We start from the raw sequence: 20,079 nt of genomic DNA, 5'->3' as shown, positions 1-20,079 counted from the left end.
TGGATGACAGCTTCGACTGGCAATGTGACGGCTCTGCGTGAAGCAGGGCCGGCGACCTCGACTTCTCTATCGCAGGCCGCTGCGCGTCCTGTTTTGTCGGCGCGCGGCTTGGGCAAGTCGTTTGGCGGCTTTTATGCGGTGAAGAATGTCGATCTTGATGTGGAACATGCCCGCGTTCATGCGCTGATCGGCCCGAACGGGGCTGGCAAGACGACGGTGTTCAATCTTCTGACCAAGTTTCTGCAGCCGACAAGCGGCGAGATCACGCTTCTGGGCGAAACCATCACCAAAACCGACCCGGCCAAAGTGGCGCGGATGGGACTGGTGCGTTCGTTTCAGATTTCGGCCACCTTCCCGCATCTCACCGTGCTGGAAAACGTCAAGGTGGCGCTGCAACGCCCGAACGGTCTTGCCACGCAATTCTGGCGTTCGCTTTCCGCGCTGGACCGGCTGGATGCGAGAGCCGTCGAGCTTCTGGAGCGCGTCGGCCTTGCCGATGCCCGTCATGCACTGGCTGCCGATCTGTCCTATGGCCGCAAGCGCGCGCTGGAAATCGCCACCACGCTGGCGCTTGATCCGAAAGTGCTGCTGCTGGATGAGCCCATGGCCGGCATGGGCCATGAAGACGTTCACACCATTGCCGCCCTCATTGCCGATGTCGCGAAGGACCGCGCCGTTTTGATGGTGGAACACAATCTCAAGGTGGTGGCCGATATCGCCCACCATGTCACGGTGCTGCAACGCGGCGAGATCCTCGCCTCCGGCAGCTATGCCGATGTCTCGAAGGACGAGCGCGTGCGCACCGCCTATATGGGAACCGAACATGAATAAAGGCCAACCGCTCCTGTCCGTGCGCGGGCTGAATGCCTGGTATGGCGAAAGCCATGCCCTGCATGGCGTCGATCTCGACATCTGGCCCGGCGAAACCATCACGCTTCTGGGCCGCAACGGCGTCGGCAAGACGACAACCTTGCGCGCCATCATGGGCATCATCCGCAAGCGCACCGGCACGATCACGCTGGAGGGCAAAGACATCATGCGCGTGCCTTTGCATCGCATCGCCCATGCGGGTCTTGGCTTCGTGCCGGAAGAGCGCGGCATCTTCGCCACGCTCAGCGTGCACGAGAACCTGCTTTTGCCGCCGGTTGTCGCAAAAGGCGAGCAGAGCTTGATGTCATTGGACGAGATTTACGCGCTTTTCCCGAACCTGCATGAGCGGCGCAACAGCCCCGGCACCAAGCTGTCGGGCGGCGAGCAGCAGATGCTGGCCATTGCGCGCATCCTGCGCACCGGCGTCAAGGTGCTGCTGCTGGACGAGCCGACCGAAGGTCTGGCGCCTGTCATCGTGCAGCGCATCGGCGATGTGCTGGTGGAACTGAAGAAGCGCGGCATGACCATCCTTCTGGTCGAGCAGAACTTCCGCTTTGCCGCGAAGGTCGCAGACCGCTTCTATCTGATGGACCATGGTGTGGTGACCGAAAACTTCCCAACCGCCGAACTGCTCGACCGCATGGCGGCCCTGAACGAAGCGCTGGGAGTCTGACATGACAATGATTTTTGGAATCCCTCTGCAAGCGCTTCTCGGCCAATTGCTGGTCGGTCTCATCAACGGCTCGTTCTATGCCATGCTGAGCCTTGGCCTTGCCATCATCTTCGGGCTGTTGCGCATCATCAATTTTGCGCATGGCGCACAATATATGCTGGGCGCTTTTGTCGGCTATCTGCTGTTGAGCTGGCTTGGCATCGGCTATTGGCCAGCGCTTATTCTGGCTCCGATCATCGTCGGTCTCGGCGGCGCGATTGTCGAGCGCGTGGCGCTGTCACGGCTTTATAATCTCGATCCGCTCTATGGCCTGCTCTTCACCTTCGGCCTGGCGCTCGTGATCGAAGGCACGTTCCGCTATTATTATGGTGCTGCCGGACAGCCCTATGCGGTGCCCCCGTCGCTTGCAGGCGGCAATAATCTCGGCTTCATGTTCCTGCCGAATTATCGCGCCTGGGTGGTGGTGGCTTCGCTGATCATCTGCCTTGGCACCTGGCTTCTGATCGAAAAGACAAAGCTTGGCGCTTATCTGCGCGCCGCCACCGAAAACCCGACACTGGTCAAGGCCTTCGGCATCAATGTGCCGCTGCTTCTCACCTTCACCTATGCGCTGGGTGCTGGCCTTGCGGGCGTTGCCGGCATCATGGCGGCCCCGATCTATCAGGTCAGCCCGCTGATGGGCTCGAACATCATCATCGTGGTCTTTGCCGTGGTGGTTGTCGGCGGCATGGGCTCAATCCTCGGCGCCATCATCACCGGCTATGTGCTGGGACTGGCCGAAGGGCTCACCAAGGTCTTCTACCCGGAAGCCTCCAGCATCGTCATCTTCGTCATCATGGCTATCGTCCTTCTGGTGCGACCCGCCGGACTGTTCGGGAAGGAGGCCTGATATGGCTGATACCGCTCTTAAAGCAACGGCTGCAAGCCATAGCGCCACCCCGACCCGCAAACCGGCGATCAACAGCCTGTCGGCCACCATCCTCATCATCGCCATCGTCGCACTGGCCGCAGCACCCTTCGTGGTCTATCCGATCTTCCTGATGAAGATGCTGTGCTTTGCGCTGTTTGCCTCGGCGTTCAACCTGCTGCTTGGGTTTACCGGCATTCTCTCGTTTGGCCATGCAGCCTTCTTCGGCGGCGCGGCCTATATCACCGCGCATACGGTGAAGGAATGGGGCGTGACACCGGAAGTGGGCCTGATCCTCGGCATTCTTGCCGCCGCAGCGCTTGGCCTCGTCATCGGCTATCTGGCCATTCGCCGTCAGGGCATCTATTCGACCATGATCACGCTGGCGCTGTCGCAGATGTTCTTCTTCTTCTGCCTGCAGGCTGCCTTCACCCATGGCGAAGACGGCTTGCAGGGCGTGCCGCGCGGATATCTGTTTGGCTTCATCGATCTCAACAATCCGATGAACATGTATTACTTTGTGCTGGCGCTGTTCGTGCTCGGCGTGTTTGCCATCTGGCGCATCATCAACTCGCCCTTCGGCATGATCCTGAAATCGGTGCGCGAGAATGAAAACCGCGCCATATCGCTCGGCTACTCCGTCAATCGCTACAAGCTGGCCGCTTTCGTGATGTCGGCTGCTCTTGCGGGCCTTGCAGGCGGTCTGAAGGCCCTCGTCTTCCAGTTTGCAACGCTGACTGATGTAGGCTGGCAGATGTCGGGTGAAGTGATCCTGATGACGCTGCTTGGCGGGATCGGCACGCTGATCGGGCCCATCGTCGGTGCAGCCTTCGTCGTCGCCTTGCAGAACTATCTCGCAACGTCCGACTTCCCCGTCACAATCGTCACCGGCATCATCTTCATGGCATGCGTCATCCTCTTCCGTAAAGGTATCGTCGGAGAGTTTTATGCTTGGCTGGAGCGGAGGAAATAAGCATGAGCGAAGCGTTGCCCATCTATCGCACAAGCGTTTCGCCGGGCTGGATAGACTACAACGGTCATATGGGTGACTATGCCTATGGTATCGTCTTTTCGGATGCCGCCACTGCCTATATGGACCGAATTGGCATTGATGCCGCCTATCGTGAGGCAATTAATGCCACGCTCTATACCCTCGATAGCCGTATCGGATATTTGAAAGAATGCCACGTCGATGAAACATTGAACGTCGAGCTGTCTGTCTTGAATGTCGATCACAAGCGTATGCATGTTTTTATGCGGATGCTGAATGGAGACGGGGAGGAAACGGCCTTCTGCGAGCAGGTTTTGATGCATGTCAGCCGAGCGTCGGGATCGCCGCGTTCAAGCAAAATGCCTGAGTTGGTACAGGAGAAGCTATTTGCCGATCTTGAACTGTCCAAAGCCACCATCAAGCCCGATTGGATCAATCGGCGGATCGGTTTGGAAAAGCATCGTAATTGAGCTACGCCAGCGGCTGCGGTACATGCAGACTGCTCAAGCGTCACACGGCGTATACCTTGGTATATGCCGTGTACCATAATGCACCTTGCAAAACCCATGCATTTTCGTAGCTCGCGAAAGGCGCATCTGGTAAAGAGATGCCGTCGGAGCAACAAGCTCCTTAACACAGGAAAACACAATGCCAAGCGACAGTAGTCGAAAGCTGTCGCCACTGGGGTTGTTCGACGAGAGCTAATCTCATGCTCTTGCCCGGACGCTCGCAGTGGCGCGTCATGAGGTAAGAGATGAATATTGCAGCCGCAATCGCCAATTTTGGCGCGCGCTTTGGTGTGCCTATGCATTCTATTAGCCGCAAAACCGCTCGCAGCAGCGTAACCACTTATAGCCACGTGTTTGAAGTCGATGTGAACCGTGACGGAGCCATCGGGAAGGCTCCCCAGCTGACAACGATCTGGTACGTCAATCCTAAAAACGGACGCGTGGAATGTCGCTGGACAACAGACCCCAAAGAGATTGCACACTATAGGTCGTTGCCGGTGCTGGAACGTTTCGGCCTGTTGCTTGCTGCCGGGCAGCAGAACCGAACGTCAACCTGGGTGCATTGATAAGCGAAATCATTCAAACAGTGGAATTAGACCATGGACGATGACCCCAGCAGGCCCGCTCGGTTATTGCCGGTAGCGTTAATCGAGCAGGCTTTTCACAATCTTGACAGGAAAACAAACCGGACGTCGCTTCGACGGTGCGGCATGGCTTGGCATATCCCTTAAGGGGGGCATGTCAGCGCTCGTGCCGGACGTGGCGGCATGAGGATAATGACATGAACGCCATATTGAAACAGCCCGTATCTGCCGCTGCCCGCAAGGACGACAGGAAACTGTCAATGCGCGCCGTGCGCGAGGCACAAAACAGCGTTGATACGACGCTCGCAAATTTCAGGACGACCATCAACGGCCTGACTGAGACTGAAGCGAAACACCGCCTGATCAAGGACGGACCCAATCATGTAGCACATGAAAAGCGTCCGCATGCGTTGGTACAGTTTCTGCTCGCCTTCAAAAACCCGTTTATCGCCGTGTTGGTAACGCTTGCGGCTATATCGTTCGTTACGGATATCATTCTTCCGCTGCGCAACGGCGAAGACCCGGAATATACCGGCGTGACGATTATCTTGACGATGGTGTTCCTCAGCGCATTGCTGCGTTTCTGGCAGGAATTCCGCTCCGGCAAAGCTGCGGAAGCGCTTAAGGCCATGGTGCGCACAACTGCAACAGTGTTGCGCCGTCAGGGAAGCGGAAACGCACAAGGTGTGGAAGCAAAACTGGTCGAAGTTCCCATGGCCGAACTCGTCGCAGGCGATATCGTCAAGCTTTCAGCTGGCGATATGATCCCTGCCGACGTGCGACTGCTTGAATCGCGTGATCTGTTCGTCAGTCAGGCGGCCCTGACGGGTGAAGCTCTACCCGTTGAAAAATATGACACGCTTGGCGCTGTTGCTCAAAAGTCTGCCGAGGCTAAAGCAACCGTCGGTGATCAGATGGACATGCTTGATCTGCCGTCGGTCTGCTTCATGGGCACAAATGTTGTCAGCGGCACAGCGACTGCTGTCGTGGTCGCAACCGGCGCACGCACTTACTTTGGTTCGCTTGCGAAGGCGGTTGTGGGTTCGCGCGCAGAAACGGCCTTTGATCGGGGTGTTAACAGCGTGAGCTGGCTTCTGATCCGCTTCATGCTGGTAATGGTGCCGGTGGTCCTGCTGATCAACGGCTTTACCAAAGGGGACTGGCCTGACGCCTTCATGTTTGCGCTCGCTGTGGCGGTTGGTCTTACACCCGAAATGTTGCCGATGATCGTTTCCTCGAACCTCGCCAAAGGTGCTGTCGCAATGGCGCGCCGCAAAGTCGTGGTGAAGCGTCTGAATGCCATCCAGAATTTCGGGGCGATGGATGTGCTTTGTACAGACAAGACCGGCACATTGACTCAAGACAAGATCATCCTCGAACACCATCTTGATGCTAACGGCCAATGTGATCCAAGTGTATTGCGGTTGGCATGGCTCAACAGCTACCATCAGAGCGGCGTGAAGAACCTTATGGATCAGGCCGTTATTCGCTTTGCCGAAGACAGCCCCTCAAGCACTGCTTCAGCTCGGTTCTACAAAAAAGTGGATGAACTGCCGTTCGATTTCGTTCGTCGCCGCTTGTCGGTTGTGGTTGAAGGTTTTGGTGGCGAGCATCTGCTGGTCTGTAAAGGCGCAGTGGAAGAAATGCTGGCGATCTCAACCTCAATTCGCGACGGCGATGAAATCAAGCCGCTGGATGATGCGCGCCGTAAAGCGCTTGTCGAACTGGCACGCGATTACAATCGTGATGGTTTCCGTGTGCTGGTGGTCGCCACACGAGAGATCGATCCGTCTTCCACCGTGGCGCGCTATGATATCCCGGATGAGAAAGAGCTGGTGGTGCAAGGCTTCCTCACCTTCCTCGATCCGCCAAAGGAAACTGCACGTCCCGCTATTGCCGCCTTGGCCGAGCATGGCGTTGCCGTCAAAGTACTCACTGGGGACAATGATGTCGTCACCACAAAGATCTGCCGTGAAGTTGGACTGGAGCCGGGCACGCCAATTCTTGGTCGAGAAATCGAGAAGATGAACGACGAAAAATTGCGCGCGACGGTTGAGGAAGCCACAGTTTTTGCAAAGCTCACGCCATTGCAAAAATCACGGGTTCTCAACGCGTTGCAGGCAAATGGTCATACGGTTGGGTTTCTTGGCGATGGTATCAACGATGCCCCAGCGTTGCGCGATGCGGATGTGGGTATTTCGGTTGATAGTGGCACTGATATTGCGAAGGAATCTGCCGATATTATCCTTCTCGAAAAGAGCCTGATGGTGCTGGAAGAGGGTGTTCTCAAAGGGCGTGAAACATTCGGTAATATCATCAAATATCTGAATATGACCGCCAGCTCGAATTTTGGCAATGTGTTCTCCGTGCTGGTGGCGAGCGCTTTCATACCGTTCTTGCCGATGCTGGCAATTCATTTGCTGATCCAGAATCTGATGTACGACATTTCCCAGCTTTCCCTGCCATGGGATCGCATGGACAAAGAGTTTCTGGCAAAACCCCGGAAATGGGACGCCCGGAACATCGGTCGTTTCATGATTTGGGTAGGGCCGACGTCATCGATCTTCGACATCACGACTTTCGCGTTGATGTGGTATGTCTTTGCGGCGAACACGCCGGACATGCAGTCACTGTTCCAGTCGGGCTGGTTCATTGAGGGCCTGCTGTCGCAGACGCTTGTGGTGCATATGCTGCGCACGCAGAAAATACCGTTCATCCAAAGCACTGCCGCTTTGCCCGTGATGCTGATGACCGGTTTGATCATGGCGCTTGGCATCTACATTCCATTCTCGCCGCTTGGAACTATGGTCGGCTTGCAACCGCTACCCTGGGCTTACTTCCCATGGCTGCTCGCAACGCTGTTCGCCTACTGTGTTGTCGCCCAAGGCATGAAGAGTTTCTACATTCGTCGCTTTGGTCAGTGGTTCTGATGTGACGCTGTCGGTGCCTCGCAGCGTCACATCGAAGGAAGTGGCCAGCAGCTATGCTGCTGGTCACTTTTTCATAGAAACGACTGTGTGGCTCGAACGCATGCCGGATCTTGCGAAGTATCATGGTAGATCAAACCAAAGGATTGGAGCTATAAGGTTCAAATGAAGCTTCAAACTTAACACCAGAGAGGAGCGCTAGATGCGAATGAAAGGCCTTCACCGCATGTCTCCGCAGGACATTGCGGCATCTCTGGTACTCGCCATTTTCTGCGCCACCATTTTCGTATTCGACACAGTCACCGATTACGCGATAGCCGCCGCTGTTTTCTATACAGCTATTGTGCTGGTTTCGGCCAGATTGTTCTCGCACCACACAGTGATTGGTGTCGCCGCTGGCTGCATCGTCTTGACTGTTGTAAGCTTCGGTTTGACGCGCTCGGGCTCTTATAATGTTGGTTTCATCAACACGTTGATCAGCATTGTGGCCATCGCGTGCACAGCATATCTGGGCCTGAAACTGGTCGATGCGGAAGCCGAAGCCCACGAGACGCGGGAACGCTTGTTGCGACTTGCACGACTGACCACCCTTGGTCAGCTGACCGGCTCTATTACCCATGAAGTCAGCCAGCCACTGGTTGCAATCGAAACCAGTGCGGGCGCCGGCCACCGTTGGCTGTCACAAACTCCGCCAAACGTGGCGCGTGCTCTATCAACGTTTGAGCGGATATCTGCAGATTCTCATCGTGCGAGTGAAATCCTTGATCGTGTTCGCCGCTTGTCCAAAGGCGAAAAGCCAAAGATCGGGCGCTTTGATTTCAACATGGCTATCCGTGAAATGGCCGATCTGGCCGCAGCAGAGCTTCACCGGAATGGGATACGCCTTCAACTTGACTTGGCGAGCGATCTACCGTCCGCTTGGGCAGATCGGGTGCAAATACAGCAGGTTATCGGCAACCTGATCCTCAATGCCATTGAAGCAATGGCGGGGACGGATAGGGACGATCGGTTTCTCCTGATAAAATCCCAGTTCGGCGTAAATGCCAGCTTGCGGTTTACGATAGCTGATACGGGATCAGGTCTCACGAATGCAACGCGAGAACGCCTTTTTGATGCGTTCTGGACCACGAAAGACGGCGGCTTCGGGTTGGGGCTGACGATCAGCCGCACTATCATAGAGGCCAATGGTGGTCGTATCTGGACCGATGCCCAAGGTGCATTGGGTGCCGGGTCGAATGGCGTGACGTTTCTGCTGGAAGTGCCAGCGGTCAGGATGGGCGAGCAATGACGGCTACACACGAGAACGCAGCGGTCGTTTACATTATCGATGACGATCTCTCGGTTCGGCGCGCCTTGGAAGATTTATTTGCTTCCATCGATATGAAGGTGATCAGCTTTGAATCTGTGCGGAGTTTCCTTGATTTCGAACGCCAGTCCGGCCCGTCCTGCATGATACTTGATGTGCGAATGCCGGAGCAGACAGGTACGGATTTTTTCGCCCAGATGACAGGCCTCGGTATTCGTATTCCGGTTATCTTCATTACCGGTCACGGCGATATCACCATGGGCGTCAATGCCATCAGAAACGGGGCTGTTGATTTTCTGCCGAAACCATTTCGTGATCATGATCTGTTGGACGCTGTCTATCGGGCCATCGACGGCGATAAGAAACGTTTGCAGGACGAACAAGCGCGTTCTGAGATTCACGACCGTTGGATGAGCCTGACAGCGGGCGAACGCGATGTGTTCACGCTCGTTGTCCAAGGTCTATTGAACAAGCAGATAGCCGCTCAACTCGAGGTGAAGGAAATCACCGTGAAGGTGCGTCGTGCGCATGTCATGCAGAAGATGCAGGCAGGATCGCTGGCCGATCTGGTGCGTATGTCCGCTCTGATCGAAACCTAGCAAAACGTAGTTCGCTACACACACAGAAAATGTGCTGTTTGTTACTGTAACAAACTTCATTTTCCGTGCGTTTAAGATACCCTTTTCGATATGAAATGGGGAAACTTGCGATGTCGATCTTCACGCGTACAGGTCTTGGACTGCTGTTGTCCTTCGTTTTGATGAATGGCGTTGCAGCGCAAGAGCATCAGTCGGTAAACGACGCCAATAATCCCCTGACACCGAAGATTACCGTCAACTTCCATAACTATTATGTGCCGGAAATATATGGATTATCCGGTCGGCGGTCCAATCAGTTTCTCCTGCGTGGACTGGTGCCAGCGGAGATAGTCGGTTTGCCGCAATTGTTACGGTATACGCTACCCATCGCCACAGCGCCGGAGTTTCCCGACGGATATGTGACAGGATTGGGTGATCTGACGCTGATGGACATTTTCATTCTCCCCAAGCATGGAGACATCACATTCGGTGCGGGGCCGATATTGGTTATCCCAACCGCGACGGATGACGCACTTGGCAGCGGAAAATGGCAGGTCGGGGCGTCGGGCGTAATCGTTGCGCCGCAAAGTTGGGGTCTTTTGGGCGGCCTGGTGACCTATCAAACATCGTTCGCAGGGCATGGCGACCGAGAGAGGGTAAGCTTGGCAACCGTCGAGCCGATCATCAATTACAATCTGAAGGATGGCTGGTATCTTCGCTCGACAGCAACATGGAACTTCAATCTTGAGGACAATGAAGGGTATATTCCGGTCGGTTTGGGTATCGGTAAAGTTTTCGAGCTTGATAAAGGCATCACCATGAATGCGTTTATCGAGCCGCAATATACGGTTTGGCATCAAGGCGACGGCGCGCCGAAATGGCAGATATTTGCGGGCGTCAATTTTCAGTTTCCTGTTAAAAAATAATAGTGCCTCGTCGCGGCTTTTGTGCGGCGCGTTTGAGCGTATCAAAACTTGTTTGAGGCAAATTGCTGTCTCAGCCATTTGGCAGCGGGTCCGTGCGGGCGGAGCTTGTTCCAGACCAGTTCAAGCGCCACGGGATGGGCGCCACCGTCGAATTGCAGTTTTGGGATAACAAGTTCATCCGCCAATGGTGAATCCCTCAATATATGTTCCGGGATATAAGCCCAACCGATGCCCTGTTTCAGAATTTGCAGAATGACCCAGTGGCTTTCCACCCACCAGACCTCGGCGGCCACGCGAAGCCTGTGTTTTTCGTCCTCGTCACTGCGTTTGCGAACCATGATCTGCCGGTGCGTCCGCAGGTCTTCCCAATTCACGGGGCTGCTCGCAAGGGGATGGTTTCGACCGCAGACAAGCACAAGCGGCACCCAGCCAATGGTCTGGAACCCGAGTTCGGGCTGTATCTGATCCAGCCGCCACATGACGCCAAGATCAACCTTGCCGTTTTTAAGCAGCCCGGCGATCACGGATGAATGCGGAAACTGCAATTCGAGTTCGACATGGGGATAGTGCTTCGCAAACGCGGCGAAAAGGGCGGCGACCGCCGGTTCGGGATAGAGTTCATCCAGAGCAACCACAAGGCGGGACTCGACATGCTCATCGAAGTTTCGTGCGACTGAAATGAGATGTTCACGCCGATCCAGCATCAGACGCGCTTCGGGCAACAGCCTCGCGCCTGCTTCGGTCAGTGCCGGACTGCGCGTCGCTCGGCTGAAAAGTTTGACGTTAAGATCGTCTTCCAGAGAGGAGATCAACACACTGACGGCTGACTGCGCTTTGCGCAGATGGCGGGCCGCAGCCGAAAACGATCCGTGTTCAGCAGCGGCAACAAACGCTTCCAGTTGGTCCAGCTCGACATTCATCTATCGCAAATCCAGATAGTATCTAACTTTTAAAATCCATAATAATAGATAGAAAGGGCGCACCAATATCAAGGAATAAATAAGTGCGTAGTTTTGCAGATCGTGTTCGCCATGCGGCGATGTTTGAAATTATTGGACTGGCAATCTTCATTCCATGCTCGGCGATTATTTTTGATAAGCCGGTGGATGCGATGGGTGTCATCGGCGTCATATCCGCCACCACCGCGACTATCTGGAATTTTCTTTTCAATCTTGGATTTGATCGGGCTTTGCTGCGACTGAGGGGAACGGTGCATAAAACTATGCCCATCCGCGTTGCACATGCCATCTTGTTCGAAGCGGGTCTGATTGTGCTGCTGATACCGTTTATTGCCTGGTATCTGGGCATTTCGATCATCGCCGCGCTGATGATGGACGTGGTGATCGTGCTTTTCTATCTGGCTTATGCCTTTGTTTTCAATATCGCTTATGACTGGTTGTTTCCAATTTCATCACAGCTTCCGGAGAAAAGTGCCGCTTAAAACTGTGCGGTGAGGCACTATTCTGCCTCACCACATTCTATGACGTCAAACTGGCAAACGGTGACGCACCAAAGTTGTCCAATAAGAGCAACCCCAGGCAATAACATCATCGTTGAAGTCATATTTGGGGTGATGGAGATTGGCGCTTGGGCCGTTGCCGATATTGATCATCGCGCCCGGAACTTCGTTTAGCATGAACGCGAAGTCTTCGCCGCCAAGTGTGGCCGGCATGTCGCGCGTGACACGATCAGCGCCAGAGACGGCTTCGGCAGCAATGGCTGCAAGTTCGGTTTCGTGCTCGTGATTGACGGTCACGGGATAGTTGCGCTGATAGTCGAGCGTTGCCGTTGCTCCGAAAGCATCGGCAATGCCCTGCACTGCACGGGTCAGTTTTTCCTCGATGTGATTACGCACGTCCTCGCGAAGCGTGCGAACCGTGCCGGTCAACCGGATTTTCTGCGGAATGACGTTGAATGCATCGCCTCCCTGAATAGTCGTGATCGAAATCACGGCAGAATCCAGCGGATCGATGGTGCGCGCTGTCAGGGTCTGGATTGCCTGAATGAGAGCGGCTGTCACCGGGATTGGGTCGATGGTCTGATGCGGTGAGGCCGCATGTCCGCCAACACCTTCAATGGTGATGTCTAGAACGTCGACTGATCCCATGATCGGGCCGGAATTGATGGTGAAATGCCCGACCGCAAGGTTTGGACGGTTGTGCATGCCATAAACTTCGTTGACCGGCCAGCGCTTGAATAGGCCGTCATCGATCATCGCCTTGGCGCCAGCGCCGCCTTCTTCGGCAGGCTGGAAGATCACGATAACCGTGCCGTCGAAAGCGCGACTTTGTGCCAGTTCGCGGGCCGCACCGAGAAGCATCGTCGTGTGGCCGTCATGACCGCAGGCGTGCATTTTGCCTGGCACTTTCGAAGACCATTCCGCGCCGGTTTCTTCCAGGATCGGCAGCGCATCCATGTCCGCGCGCAAGGCAATGGCACGGCCAGACTTGTTGCTCTGACCGCGTATGACGCCGACAACGCCAGTGCGCCCGATGCCGGTTGCGACTTCATCGACGCCAGCCGCACGCAGTTCATCGGCAACCTTGTCTGCCGTCCGGTTTACATCGTAAAGCAGCTCCGGGTTTTCGTGCAGGTCACGACGAAATGCGACGAGTTCATCGAGCTGGTTCGACGTCCAGTTTTCAACCGGCATATCAGGCTTCCTTCGTATTTTCTTCGGTGGCGTCGAGACGATAGCGAAAATCGCAGTGGCTCGCGCCCTTCATGATGGTCTGCGTGCGTTCCAGCTTCATTGCGGGATTATAGCCGATGCAAAAATCGCCATCGCGATTGCAGGAAAGCAGATGCCCGATATGGCCAAGGCCCATCTCGCGGTACATTTCCGAATAACGGCAGCGCGTGACATTGAAATCGAAATGGTTTTCGCCCTGCGAAATCACGTCGATTTCCAGCGCGTTTTCCTTCGTCCACAGCGGCTGGATGTCGGCAAAATCCTGGATCGTTGGCGTGCGGCCCAGTTCTTCTGCAAAGCTTTTGCCCTGTTCAATTGCCGAACGGCTGACAGCTTCGCCAACTACAGCTTGGGCTTCTTCGTCACCGGAACGTTCGCGCAGCACATCATAGATGTTCTTAATGACCATCGCCTCAATGCGGCGGCGTTCGAGAATTGGCATTTGATTCATGGACCTGACCTTTCACATGAATAAGCTGATTTAGAGATTGGGTTCGGTGAGATCCTTGCGCCGAAGCCAGGCGAGATAGAAAGGCGCGATTTTCCGCGCGACTTTGTGAAAAGGCAATGGCGCGGCCTCTGAAACGGGCAGCGCAAGCTCCTGCACCGATTCTCCATCGAGCGCACGCGCGAATTCGCGACCAAGTGATGTGCCAAGCGCGACGCCACGTCCGTTGCAGCCGATCCAAGCCCAGCCATTGGTGCCAAGCTGATGAACGCGTGGGAAACGATCCCACGTCATGCCGATAAAGCCGCTCCACACATGGGTGATTTCCGGTTCCCCGAGGGCGGGAAAAGCTTCCGCCATGCCGCGCGCAGTCTTGCGCTTTACGCGCTCGGCGACATCGTAGTCACCCATCACAATGCCGCCGGTGATCAGCCGGTTGCGCGCATCGTAGCGGAAGAAGCGCAGGTCACCACGCGTATCGGAAACCGCCTGCCGTCCGGGCAGAATTAACGCGCGCAGATTATCGCTGACGGGTGCGGTTGCCATCTGCCATGAGAGTACGGGCACGATTGTCCGGGCCAGACGCGGGGCAAGCCTTTCGCGAAGCTCGCCGGTATAGGCATTGGTGGCGAGCAAAAAGCCTTTGGCGCGCACTGTGGCGTTGTCGGTATGCACTGCCCAATGATCGCCGACTTGCCGATAGGATGTAACCGGGCTTTGCTCGTGAATGATTGCGCCATGGCGCTCCGCAGCAGCGGCAAGACCGCGCGCGAAGGCCAGCGGATTGATATGGCCACCGGTCGGGTTGAACATGCCGCCGTACCAGAAATCGCTGCCGATCAGTTGCGATGTCGCGGATCGGTCAAGAAATTCCGCCGGAAAGCCGAACCGCTTCCACGCCTCGACACGCATTTGCGAAAGCTTTACCCGACCCGGCGAATGGGCGGGCTGGAACCAGCCTTTTTGTTCGGCTTCAGCCTCGATATTTTCATCGCGCACGATGGAAAACAGAATATCAGCGCTATTGCCGATCAGGCGGGCAAAGCGTTCGCCCGCAGCGCCATAGCGCTTGGCAATCGCATCCGGCTCGGCGGACGTCATGGTCGGGATGACTTGGCCATTGTTGCGACCGGAAGCACCCCAGCCGACCGCATTGCCTTCCAGCAGGATGACGCGCTTACCACGCTTTGCCAGATGAAGTGCTGCCGACAGACCCGTGAAACCACCGCCGACGATAACAACATCGGCTTCCGCGTCACTGGTCAACGGCTTTGCAGCTGTGCGGGGAGGCGCCGTGGCGGCCCAGATAGAGGGCGGAAATTCTACTTTTTGCATGGCGTCACGCATTCTCAAAACGAGGTGGCGTCCAGTTCTTGCCGGGGATCGAGGCAAGCAGGCGCTGGGTATATTCGTGGCGCGGATTGGCGAAGACTTCAGCCGTCGGGCCGGTTTCGGCGATCTCGCCCTTGGACATCACGATGATGCGGTCGCAAAGCTGGGCTGCGACGCGCAAATCATGCGTCACGAAAAGCAGCGACAGGTTCAGCCTTTCACGCAGGTCGGCCAGAAGGCGCAGAACCTGCGCCTGCACCGAGACGTCGAGCGCGGAGACGGGCTCGTCGGCGACAATGATGCGCGGCTCCAAAGCGAGTGCACGGGCAATGCCGATGCGCTGGCGCTGCCCGCCCGAAAACTCGTGCGGAAAACGGTCGGCGGCGGCAGGCGAAAGCTCGACCAGTTCCAGAAGTTCGCGGGCCTTTGCGTGCGCCTCAGCCTTCGGTACACCATGGACAATGGGGCCTTGTGCGATCAGGTCCACGACACGGCGTCGCGGATTGAGCGAGGCCATCGGGTCCTGAAAGACCATCTGGATATCCTTCCGCATGGCGCGCACTTCACGCGGGCTTGCGCTCAGAAAATCCTTGCCGTTCACATCGACCGTGCCGCTGTCTGCTTCCAGCAGGCGCGTGACGATGCGCGAAACGGTCGTCTTGCCCGAACCGCTTTCACCGACGACGCCCAGCGTTTCGCCTTGGCGCAATTCGAACGAAAGGTCCTTTACGGCGGGCACGGCACTGCGTTTGCCGGTTAGCAATCCGCCACGCGCCTTGAAGGTTTTGCGTAAAGCGCTTGCCTTGAGAATAATCGGTTGGGCTTCAACTGACGGCTTCGGTTCGGGCGGGGTGAGTGCGGGAACCGATGCGATCAGCGCTTTCGTGTAAGCATGCTGGGGATGGTTCAACACCTCATTTGCAGGGCCTTGCTCAACCAGCTCACCAAGTCGCAACACGGCGACGCGGTCGGCGATTTCCGCCACCACACCAAAATCATGCGTGATGAAGAGAATGCCCGTGTCATGCTCGCGTTGCAGATCACGGATCAGCTTCAGAATTTGCGCCTGCGTGGTCACGTCGAGTGCTGTAGTCGGCTCATCGGCAATGATGAGCCGCGGCTTCAGGATCAGCGCCATGGCGATCATCACGCGCTGGCGCTGCCCGCCGGATATCTGGTGCGGATAGGCGTTAGAGGCGGATTCCGGATCGGGAATTTTCACCTCTGCAAGCATGTCTAGCACAGCGGCACGGCGTTGCTTGCGGCCAAGTTTGGTATGGAGGCGCAGCACTTCATCGATCTGCCAGCCAACTGTCTTCTGCGGGTTGAGCGCTGTCATCGGCTCCTGAAAGATCATGCCGATGCGGTCGCCGCGCAGCTTTTTCATGTCCGCTTCACTGAGCGAATAAAGGTCAGTGCCTTCAAGTCTGATCGTACCATGCGTCACGCGCACATGTGGTTCCGGCAAAAGGCGCATGATCGCGCCTGCCGAAAGCGATTTGCCGGAACCGCTTTCGCCAACAAGGCAGACGATTTCACCGGGATTGATGGTCAGTGTCAGGTCCTGCAAGGCAAAAGAACGGTCGGCGCCCTTCGGCAGCGCGATTTGCAGGTTGCTGATTTCGAGAACGGGTGCGGCGGTCATTATTTCTTCTGCCTCGGATTAAGCGCGTCGTTCAGGCCTTCGCCAAGCAGACTGAAGGAAAGAACGGTGAGCAGAATGGCAATGCCGGGAATGACCGAGCAGAACCAGTCGGTGCGGAGCACGGCGCGGCCCTGGCCGATCATGTTGCCCCAGCTGGCATAATTAGGATCACCGAGACCGAGGAAGGCGAGCGCGCTTTCCATCAGGATGGACGTGGCCATAACGACAGATGCGAACACGATCACCGGCGGCAAAGCGTTTGGCAGTATTTCGCGGAAGATGATCGATATATTGCCGACGCCCAGATTGCGCGCCGCGTCGATGAATTCGCGCTGGCGCAACGCCAGAAATTCGGCGCGCACCATGCGTGCAGGCGCGGTCCATGAGACAATGCCGATGCAGATGATGATGTTTTCGATGGACGAGCCGAAGATCGCCACCAGCGCCAGAAGCAGCACGAAGCTCGGCACGGTTTGAAAGGCTTCGGTGATGCGCATCAGCACATCATCCACCCAGCCGCCATAATAACCGGCAAGCGCACCGATAACGATGCCGATGACAATCGAGATCAAGGTCGCGACAACGCCAATCAGAAGCGATATCCGCGCACCGTGGAAAATGCCAGCCATAATGTCACGCCCGAGTTGATCGGTGCCAAGCGGCGTTGCCGCATTGAGGAATGGCCAGACAAGCGGATCGCCAGCGCGGCGCAGCGGGTCGCCGGGCGCAATGACATCGGCCAACAGCGCGATCAGAACCACGGCGATGAAAAGGACAAGGCCCAGCACGGCAGCGCGGTTGCGGCTGAAGCGCTGCCACAGAACTTTCGTGCGGGAGACCTGTGGGCGGGTGAGGGAAAGGTCCTGGGATGTCATGACAGTTCGATCCTGGAATCAAGCCGCGCATAGATGAGATCGGTAATGAAATTGACGATCACCACCAACACCGAGCACAGGAAGATTATACCCATCAGCGTGTTGAGGTCGCGCTTGATCACCGAGGTATAGGCAAGCTGGCCAAGGCCGGGCAGCGAGAAGATCGTTTCGATCACAACCGAGCCGCCAAGCACGGTGGAAAACTGAAGGCCGAGCAGCGTTACGACCGGCAGGAAAGCGTTGCGCATGATATGATGGAACATCAGCCTTGCGCCGCTGGCGCCCTTGGCGCGGGCGGTGCGGACATAATCGAGGTCGGCGACTTCCAGCACGCTGGTGCGCATCAGGCGCATGTAGAAGGCAAGATAGATCAGCGAAAGCGCCGTCGTCGGCATGACGAGGTGCACTGCAATATCCCAGACATTCTTCCAGCCGGTATAAAACCCGCCCAGCGTCTTGTAACCGCCAACGGGCAGCCAGCCCAGCTTGACGGAAAAGATAAACATCAGGATGAGGCTGAGAAAGAAGCTCGGCATAGCGTAGAAGACAAGACCGAGCGTCGAGATGACATTGTCGGTCAGCGAATAAGCCTTGCGCGCAGCAAAGGCACCAAGCGTGATGCCGAAAATGAACGCTACGGAAAGCGAAGAAATCATCAGCAGGAGCGTCGGCACGAGCCGCGCCATCAGCACGTCCAACACGGGCAGTTCATAGACATAGGACCAGCCGAAATCGAACCGAGCCAGCTTGGTCATGTAAATCCACAGCTGCACCCAGACTGGTTGGTCCAGACCGTATTCCGTGCGCAGATTGGCGACGAATTGAGGGTCTGCACCGCCCATGTCACCGACAAGCGCGTCAACCGTGTCGCCAGGCGCAAGCTTGATGAGCAGAAACGCCCCGATCATGATGAGAAGGATGACGGGAACCGCCTGCAAGATGCGGCGCAGCGCAAAGGTCAGGATTGGGGGCAGGGACATTGCGGATTATCCTGCAAGATATTCATAGTCAGCATTCTAAAACTGGTGAACCGCTGCCGGGTGACCGGCAGCGGTTGGCATTGCTTATTGGTCGATCCAGAGATCGTACCAGCTTGAAGAATCCCACCGTGGCGTGTTGTGGTGGTTTTTGAGAACCTTGTTGGTCACGCCGACGAACGGATGTTCGATGGCGAAGATGACTGGCAGGTCTTTCATCTCAAGCTGCTGGATCTGGTGATAGAGATCGGCGCGCTTGGCCGGGTCGAGCTCGCTTGCGGCCTTGTCGATCAGGCTGTCCATTTCGTCAGACTTATAGTCGAACTGGTTGGACCATGCCGTGCCGACCGGAGCGCCGGAGCGCAGCCAGACGGTGGTGGAAACAGCCGGATCGGAACGGAACTGGTGCCAGCCGCTTGCCGTGTCGAAATCGTGATCGCGATAGACGCCGTTCAGGAAGCCCGGTGCGTCATTGGTCAGGATTTCAACGTCGATGCCGACTTCCTTCATGGCTTGCGCATAATATTCAGCCCAGAGCTGAGTATATTCGCCCCATGGTGCCGGACGATGGCGCAGCTTGAAGCGGACGCCGTTTTCTTTGACGGGATACCCAGCCTCGTCGAGCAGCTTCTTGGCCTTTTCCACGTCATATGGATAGGTCTGGACCTGATCGGTATAATTTGCACCGCCAGCGCTCGGGATCGGACCGCGACCCGGCTTGGCGTAGCCGCGCATGATCGTCTTGATTGCAAAGTCGATGTCGAGTGCGTGATAGATCGCCTGACGAACCTTCAGATTGGCAAGGATCGGGTTGCGCAGGTTGAACTCGATGGTCGAGTGGGCAACGTTGTTTTCGAAACCCTTGGTGCCTGTGTCGAAGCGGCCATCCTTCTGGAGGCGCTCGGTGTCCGACATGGAAATGCCGTTGAAAGCGGTTTCCATCATTTCGCCAGCCTCAAGCGCTGCCGCTGCCGCTGCCTTGTCCGGCATGAAGCGCCAGATAATGCGGTCGAGGTAAGGATATTCCTTGCCGCGCCAGTAATCATCATTGCGCTCGGCGATGATGTGCTGGCCGCGCTCATATTCGACAAACTTGAACGGACCCGTGCCGACCGGCGCGGAGTTGTACTTGTTCTTCAGGATGTCGGTGCCTTCATAAAGATGCTTCGGCACCGGATGGCCGAGATCAGGCATCGCGGCGACCAGCAATTCCAGCGGCATCGGCTTGGAATAGCGGAACACGGCGGTATGCGGATCGGTGCAGTCGACAGCTTCGAGATTGGCCTGAAGCGTGGTCGAATAGTTAAGCAGCTTCTTCCAGAGGTTCATTGCGCTGAACGAAACGTCATCGCAGGTGAATGGCTGGCCGTCGTGCCAGCGCACATTTTCGCGCAGCTTGAAGGTGATGGCCTTGCCGTCTTCCGATGAAGACCAGCTCGTTGCCAGAACCGGCACGTAGCCCTCGTAAGTGCGGTCGATCAGCGGCTCCATGATGCGACCGGTGATCTGGTAAACGCCGGTCGAGGCGCGCAGCGCAGGGTTGAGTACGCCCTGCTCGGTATTCATATGGACAATGACCGTACCGCCGCGCTTCACTTCTTCAGCGTTGGACGACGCCGTAGCAAGTGAAAAGGCTGCGAGAAACAGGCCAAGGCCAGCTTTTCTGATATGCATTCTATGTTCCCCTGAAGGACGTTGAGGAGGGCTTTCCGGCCTCTTTTCCCGCACGTCCCGATATTGTTCAAGCCCCTGAAACTGCTCTTTAAAGCAGCATTCAATGGCCTTTTCCTTATGCAAGCACCGTTATGCTAGAATCCGCTATGATTTTGTCAAGATAAA

The 20,079-nt window shown here is 56.3% G+C and carries 19 protein-coding genes; 11 read left to right on the top strand and 8 right to left on the bottom strand.

Translation table 11 applies throughout. The features are described from left to right. Window positions 1–3 precede the first annotated feature (3 nt). The 10 genes from ABWW11_RS12735 (at window position 4) to ABWW11_RS12690 (ending at window position 10,271) form a co-directional block, all read left to right on the top strand. Window positions 4–831, top strand: a complete 828-nt coding sequence (locus tag ABWW11_RS12735) for an ABC transporter ATP-binding protein (RefSeq protein WP_109365924.1) — start codon at window positions 4–6, stop codon at window positions 829–831. After that, complete coding sequence (locus ABWW11_RS12730) at window positions 824–1,543, top strand: ABC transporter ATP-binding protein (RefSeq protein WP_109365925.1); 720 nt, start codon at window positions 824–826, stop codon at window positions 1,541–1,543. The genes ABWW11_RS12735 and ABWW11_RS12730 overlap by 8 nt, the downstream gene beginning before the upstream one ends. A gap of 1 nt (window position 1,544) precedes the next feature. Further along, window positions 1,545–2,432 carry a branched-chain amino acid ABC transporter permease gene (locus ABWW11_RS12725; RefSeq protein WP_094513372.1) on the top strand — a complete coding sequence of 296 codons (888 nt, stop codon included), beginning with the start codon at window positions 1,545–1,547 and terminating at the stop codon, window positions 2,430–2,432. A gap of 1 nt (window position 2,433) precedes the next feature. Beyond that, window positions 2,434–3,423, top strand: coding sequence for a branched-chain amino acid ABC transporter permease (locus ABWW11_RS12720; protein WP_109365926.1), 990 nt, complete (start codon window positions 2,434–2,436; stop codon window positions 3,421–3,423). Window positions 3,424–3,425: 2 nt separating this feature from the next. Then, window positions 3,426–3,911 (top strand): thioesterase family protein, encoded by a 486-nt coding sequence (locus ABWW11_RS12715; RefSeq protein WP_109365927.1) that lies wholly within the window; start codon window positions 3,426–3,428, stop codon window positions 3,909–3,911. A 284-nt stretch (window positions 3,912–4,195) separates the two neighbouring features. Continuing rightward, window positions 4,196–4,516 carry a hypothetical protein gene (locus ABWW11_RS12710; RefSeq protein ID WP_109365928.1) on the top strand — a complete coding sequence of 107 codons (321 nt, stop codon included), beginning with the start codon at window positions 4,196–4,198 and terminating at the stop codon, window positions 4,514–4,516. A 215-nt stretch (window positions 4,517–4,731) separates the two neighbouring features. After that, window positions 4,732–7,464, top strand: a complete 2,733-nt coding sequence (gene mgtA / locus ABWW11_RS12705; RefSeq protein WP_319080696.1) for a magnesium-translocating P-type ATPase — start codon at window positions 4,732–4,734, stop codon at window positions 7,462–7,464. Between the two features lie 199 nt (window positions 7,465–7,663). Further along, window positions 7,664–8,749 (top strand): sensor histidine kinase, encoded by a 1,086-nt coding sequence (locus tag ABWW11_RS12700; protein WP_109365930.1) that lies wholly within the window; start codon window positions 7,664–7,666, stop codon window positions 8,747–8,749. Next, on the top strand, window positions 8,746–9,366 hold the full coding sequence (locus ABWW11_RS12695) for a response regulator transcription factor (protein ID WP_109365931.1): 621 nt from the start codon (window positions 8,746–8,748) through the stop codon (window positions 9,364–9,366). Before ABWW11_RS12700 ends, ABWW11_RS12695 begins: the two co-directional genes overlap by 4 nt. Window positions 9,367–9,527: 161 nt before the next feature. After that, complete coding sequence (locus ABWW11_RS12690) at window positions 9,528–10,271, top strand: hypothetical protein (RefSeq protein WP_319080695.1); 744 nt, start codon at window positions 9,528–9,530, stop codon at window positions 10,269–10,271. A 41-nt stretch (window positions 10,272–10,312) separates the two neighbouring features. Here ABWW11_RS12690 and ABWW11_RS12685 read toward each other — a convergent pair whose 3' ends face one another. After that, window positions 10,313–11,191, bottom strand: a complete 879-nt coding sequence (locus ABWW11_RS12685; RefSeq protein ID WP_109365933.1) for a LysR family transcriptional regulator — start codon at window positions 11,189–11,191, stop codon at window positions 10,313–10,315. An 83-nt stretch (window positions 11,192–11,274) separates the two neighbouring features. On the opposite strand from ABWW11_RS12685, the gene ABWW11_RS12680 reads away from it, so the two are divergent. After that, window positions 11,275–11,712, top strand: coding sequence for a PACE efflux transporter (locus ABWW11_RS12680; RefSeq protein WP_109365934.1), 438 nt, complete (start codon window positions 11,275–11,277; stop codon window positions 11,710–11,712). Between the two features lie 45 nt (window positions 11,713–11,757). Here ABWW11_RS12680 and ABWW11_RS12675 read toward each other — a convergent pair whose 3' ends face one another. From ABWW11_RS12675 to ABWW11_RS12645, 7 genes are all read right to left on the bottom strand, one after another. Next, window positions 11,758–12,924 carry a M20 aminoacylase family protein gene (locus tag ABWW11_RS12675; protein ID WP_109365935.1) on the bottom strand — a complete coding sequence of 389 codons (1,167 nt, stop codon included), beginning with the start codon at window positions 12,922–12,924 and terminating at the stop codon, window positions 11,758–11,760. Between the two features lies 1 nt (window position 12,925). Then, window positions 12,926–13,414 carry an L-2-amino-thiazoline-4-carboxylic acid hydrolase gene (locus tag ABWW11_RS12670; protein WP_109365936.1) on the bottom strand — a complete coding sequence of 163 codons (489 nt, stop codon included), beginning with the start codon at window positions 13,412–13,414 and terminating at the stop codon, window positions 12,926–12,928. A gap of 30 nt (window positions 13,415–13,444) precedes the next feature. Further along, entirely contained in the window at window positions 13,445–14,746 is a 1,302-nt protein-coding gene (locus ABWW11_RS12665) for an NAD(P)/FAD-dependent oxidoreductase (RefSeq protein WP_109366415.1), read from the bottom strand. A 4-nt stretch (window positions 14,747–14,750) separates the two neighbouring features. After that, complete coding sequence (locus ABWW11_RS12660) at window positions 14,751–16,388, bottom strand: ABC transporter ATP-binding protein (RefSeq protein WP_109365937.1); 1,638 nt, start codon at window positions 16,386–16,388, stop codon at window positions 14,751–14,753. After that, window positions 16,388–17,263 (bottom strand): ABC transporter permease, encoded by an 876-nt coding sequence (locus tag ABWW11_RS12655; protein ID WP_109365938.1) that lies wholly within the window; start codon window positions 17,261–17,263, stop codon window positions 16,388–16,390. Before ABWW11_RS12655 ends, ABWW11_RS12660 begins: the two co-directional genes overlap by 1 nt. Further along, window positions 17,260–18,243, bottom strand: coding sequence for an ABC transporter permease (locus ABWW11_RS12650; RefSeq protein ID WP_109365939.1), 984 nt, complete (start codon window positions 18,241–18,243; stop codon window positions 17,260–17,262). Before ABWW11_RS12650 ends, ABWW11_RS12655 begins: the two co-directional genes overlap by 4 nt. Window positions 18,244–18,327: 84 nt before the next feature. Beyond that, window positions 18,328–19,914, bottom strand: coding sequence for an ABC transporter substrate-binding protein (locus tag ABWW11_RS12645; RefSeq protein ID WP_109365940.1), 1,587 nt, complete (start codon window positions 19,912–19,914; stop codon window positions 18,328–18,330). Window positions 19,915–20,079 lie beyond the last annotated feature (165 nt).

It is taken from the genome of Brucella sp. NBRC 113783 (assembly GCF_040372265.1).
In the GTDB taxonomy this organism is placed as follows: Bacteria; Pseudomonadota; Alphaproteobacteria; order Rhizobiales; family Rhizobiaceae; genus Brucella; species Brucella teleogrylli.
Note: the sequence above shows the minus strand (reverse complement) of the source record. Positions and strands in the feature narration are given on the sequence as shown.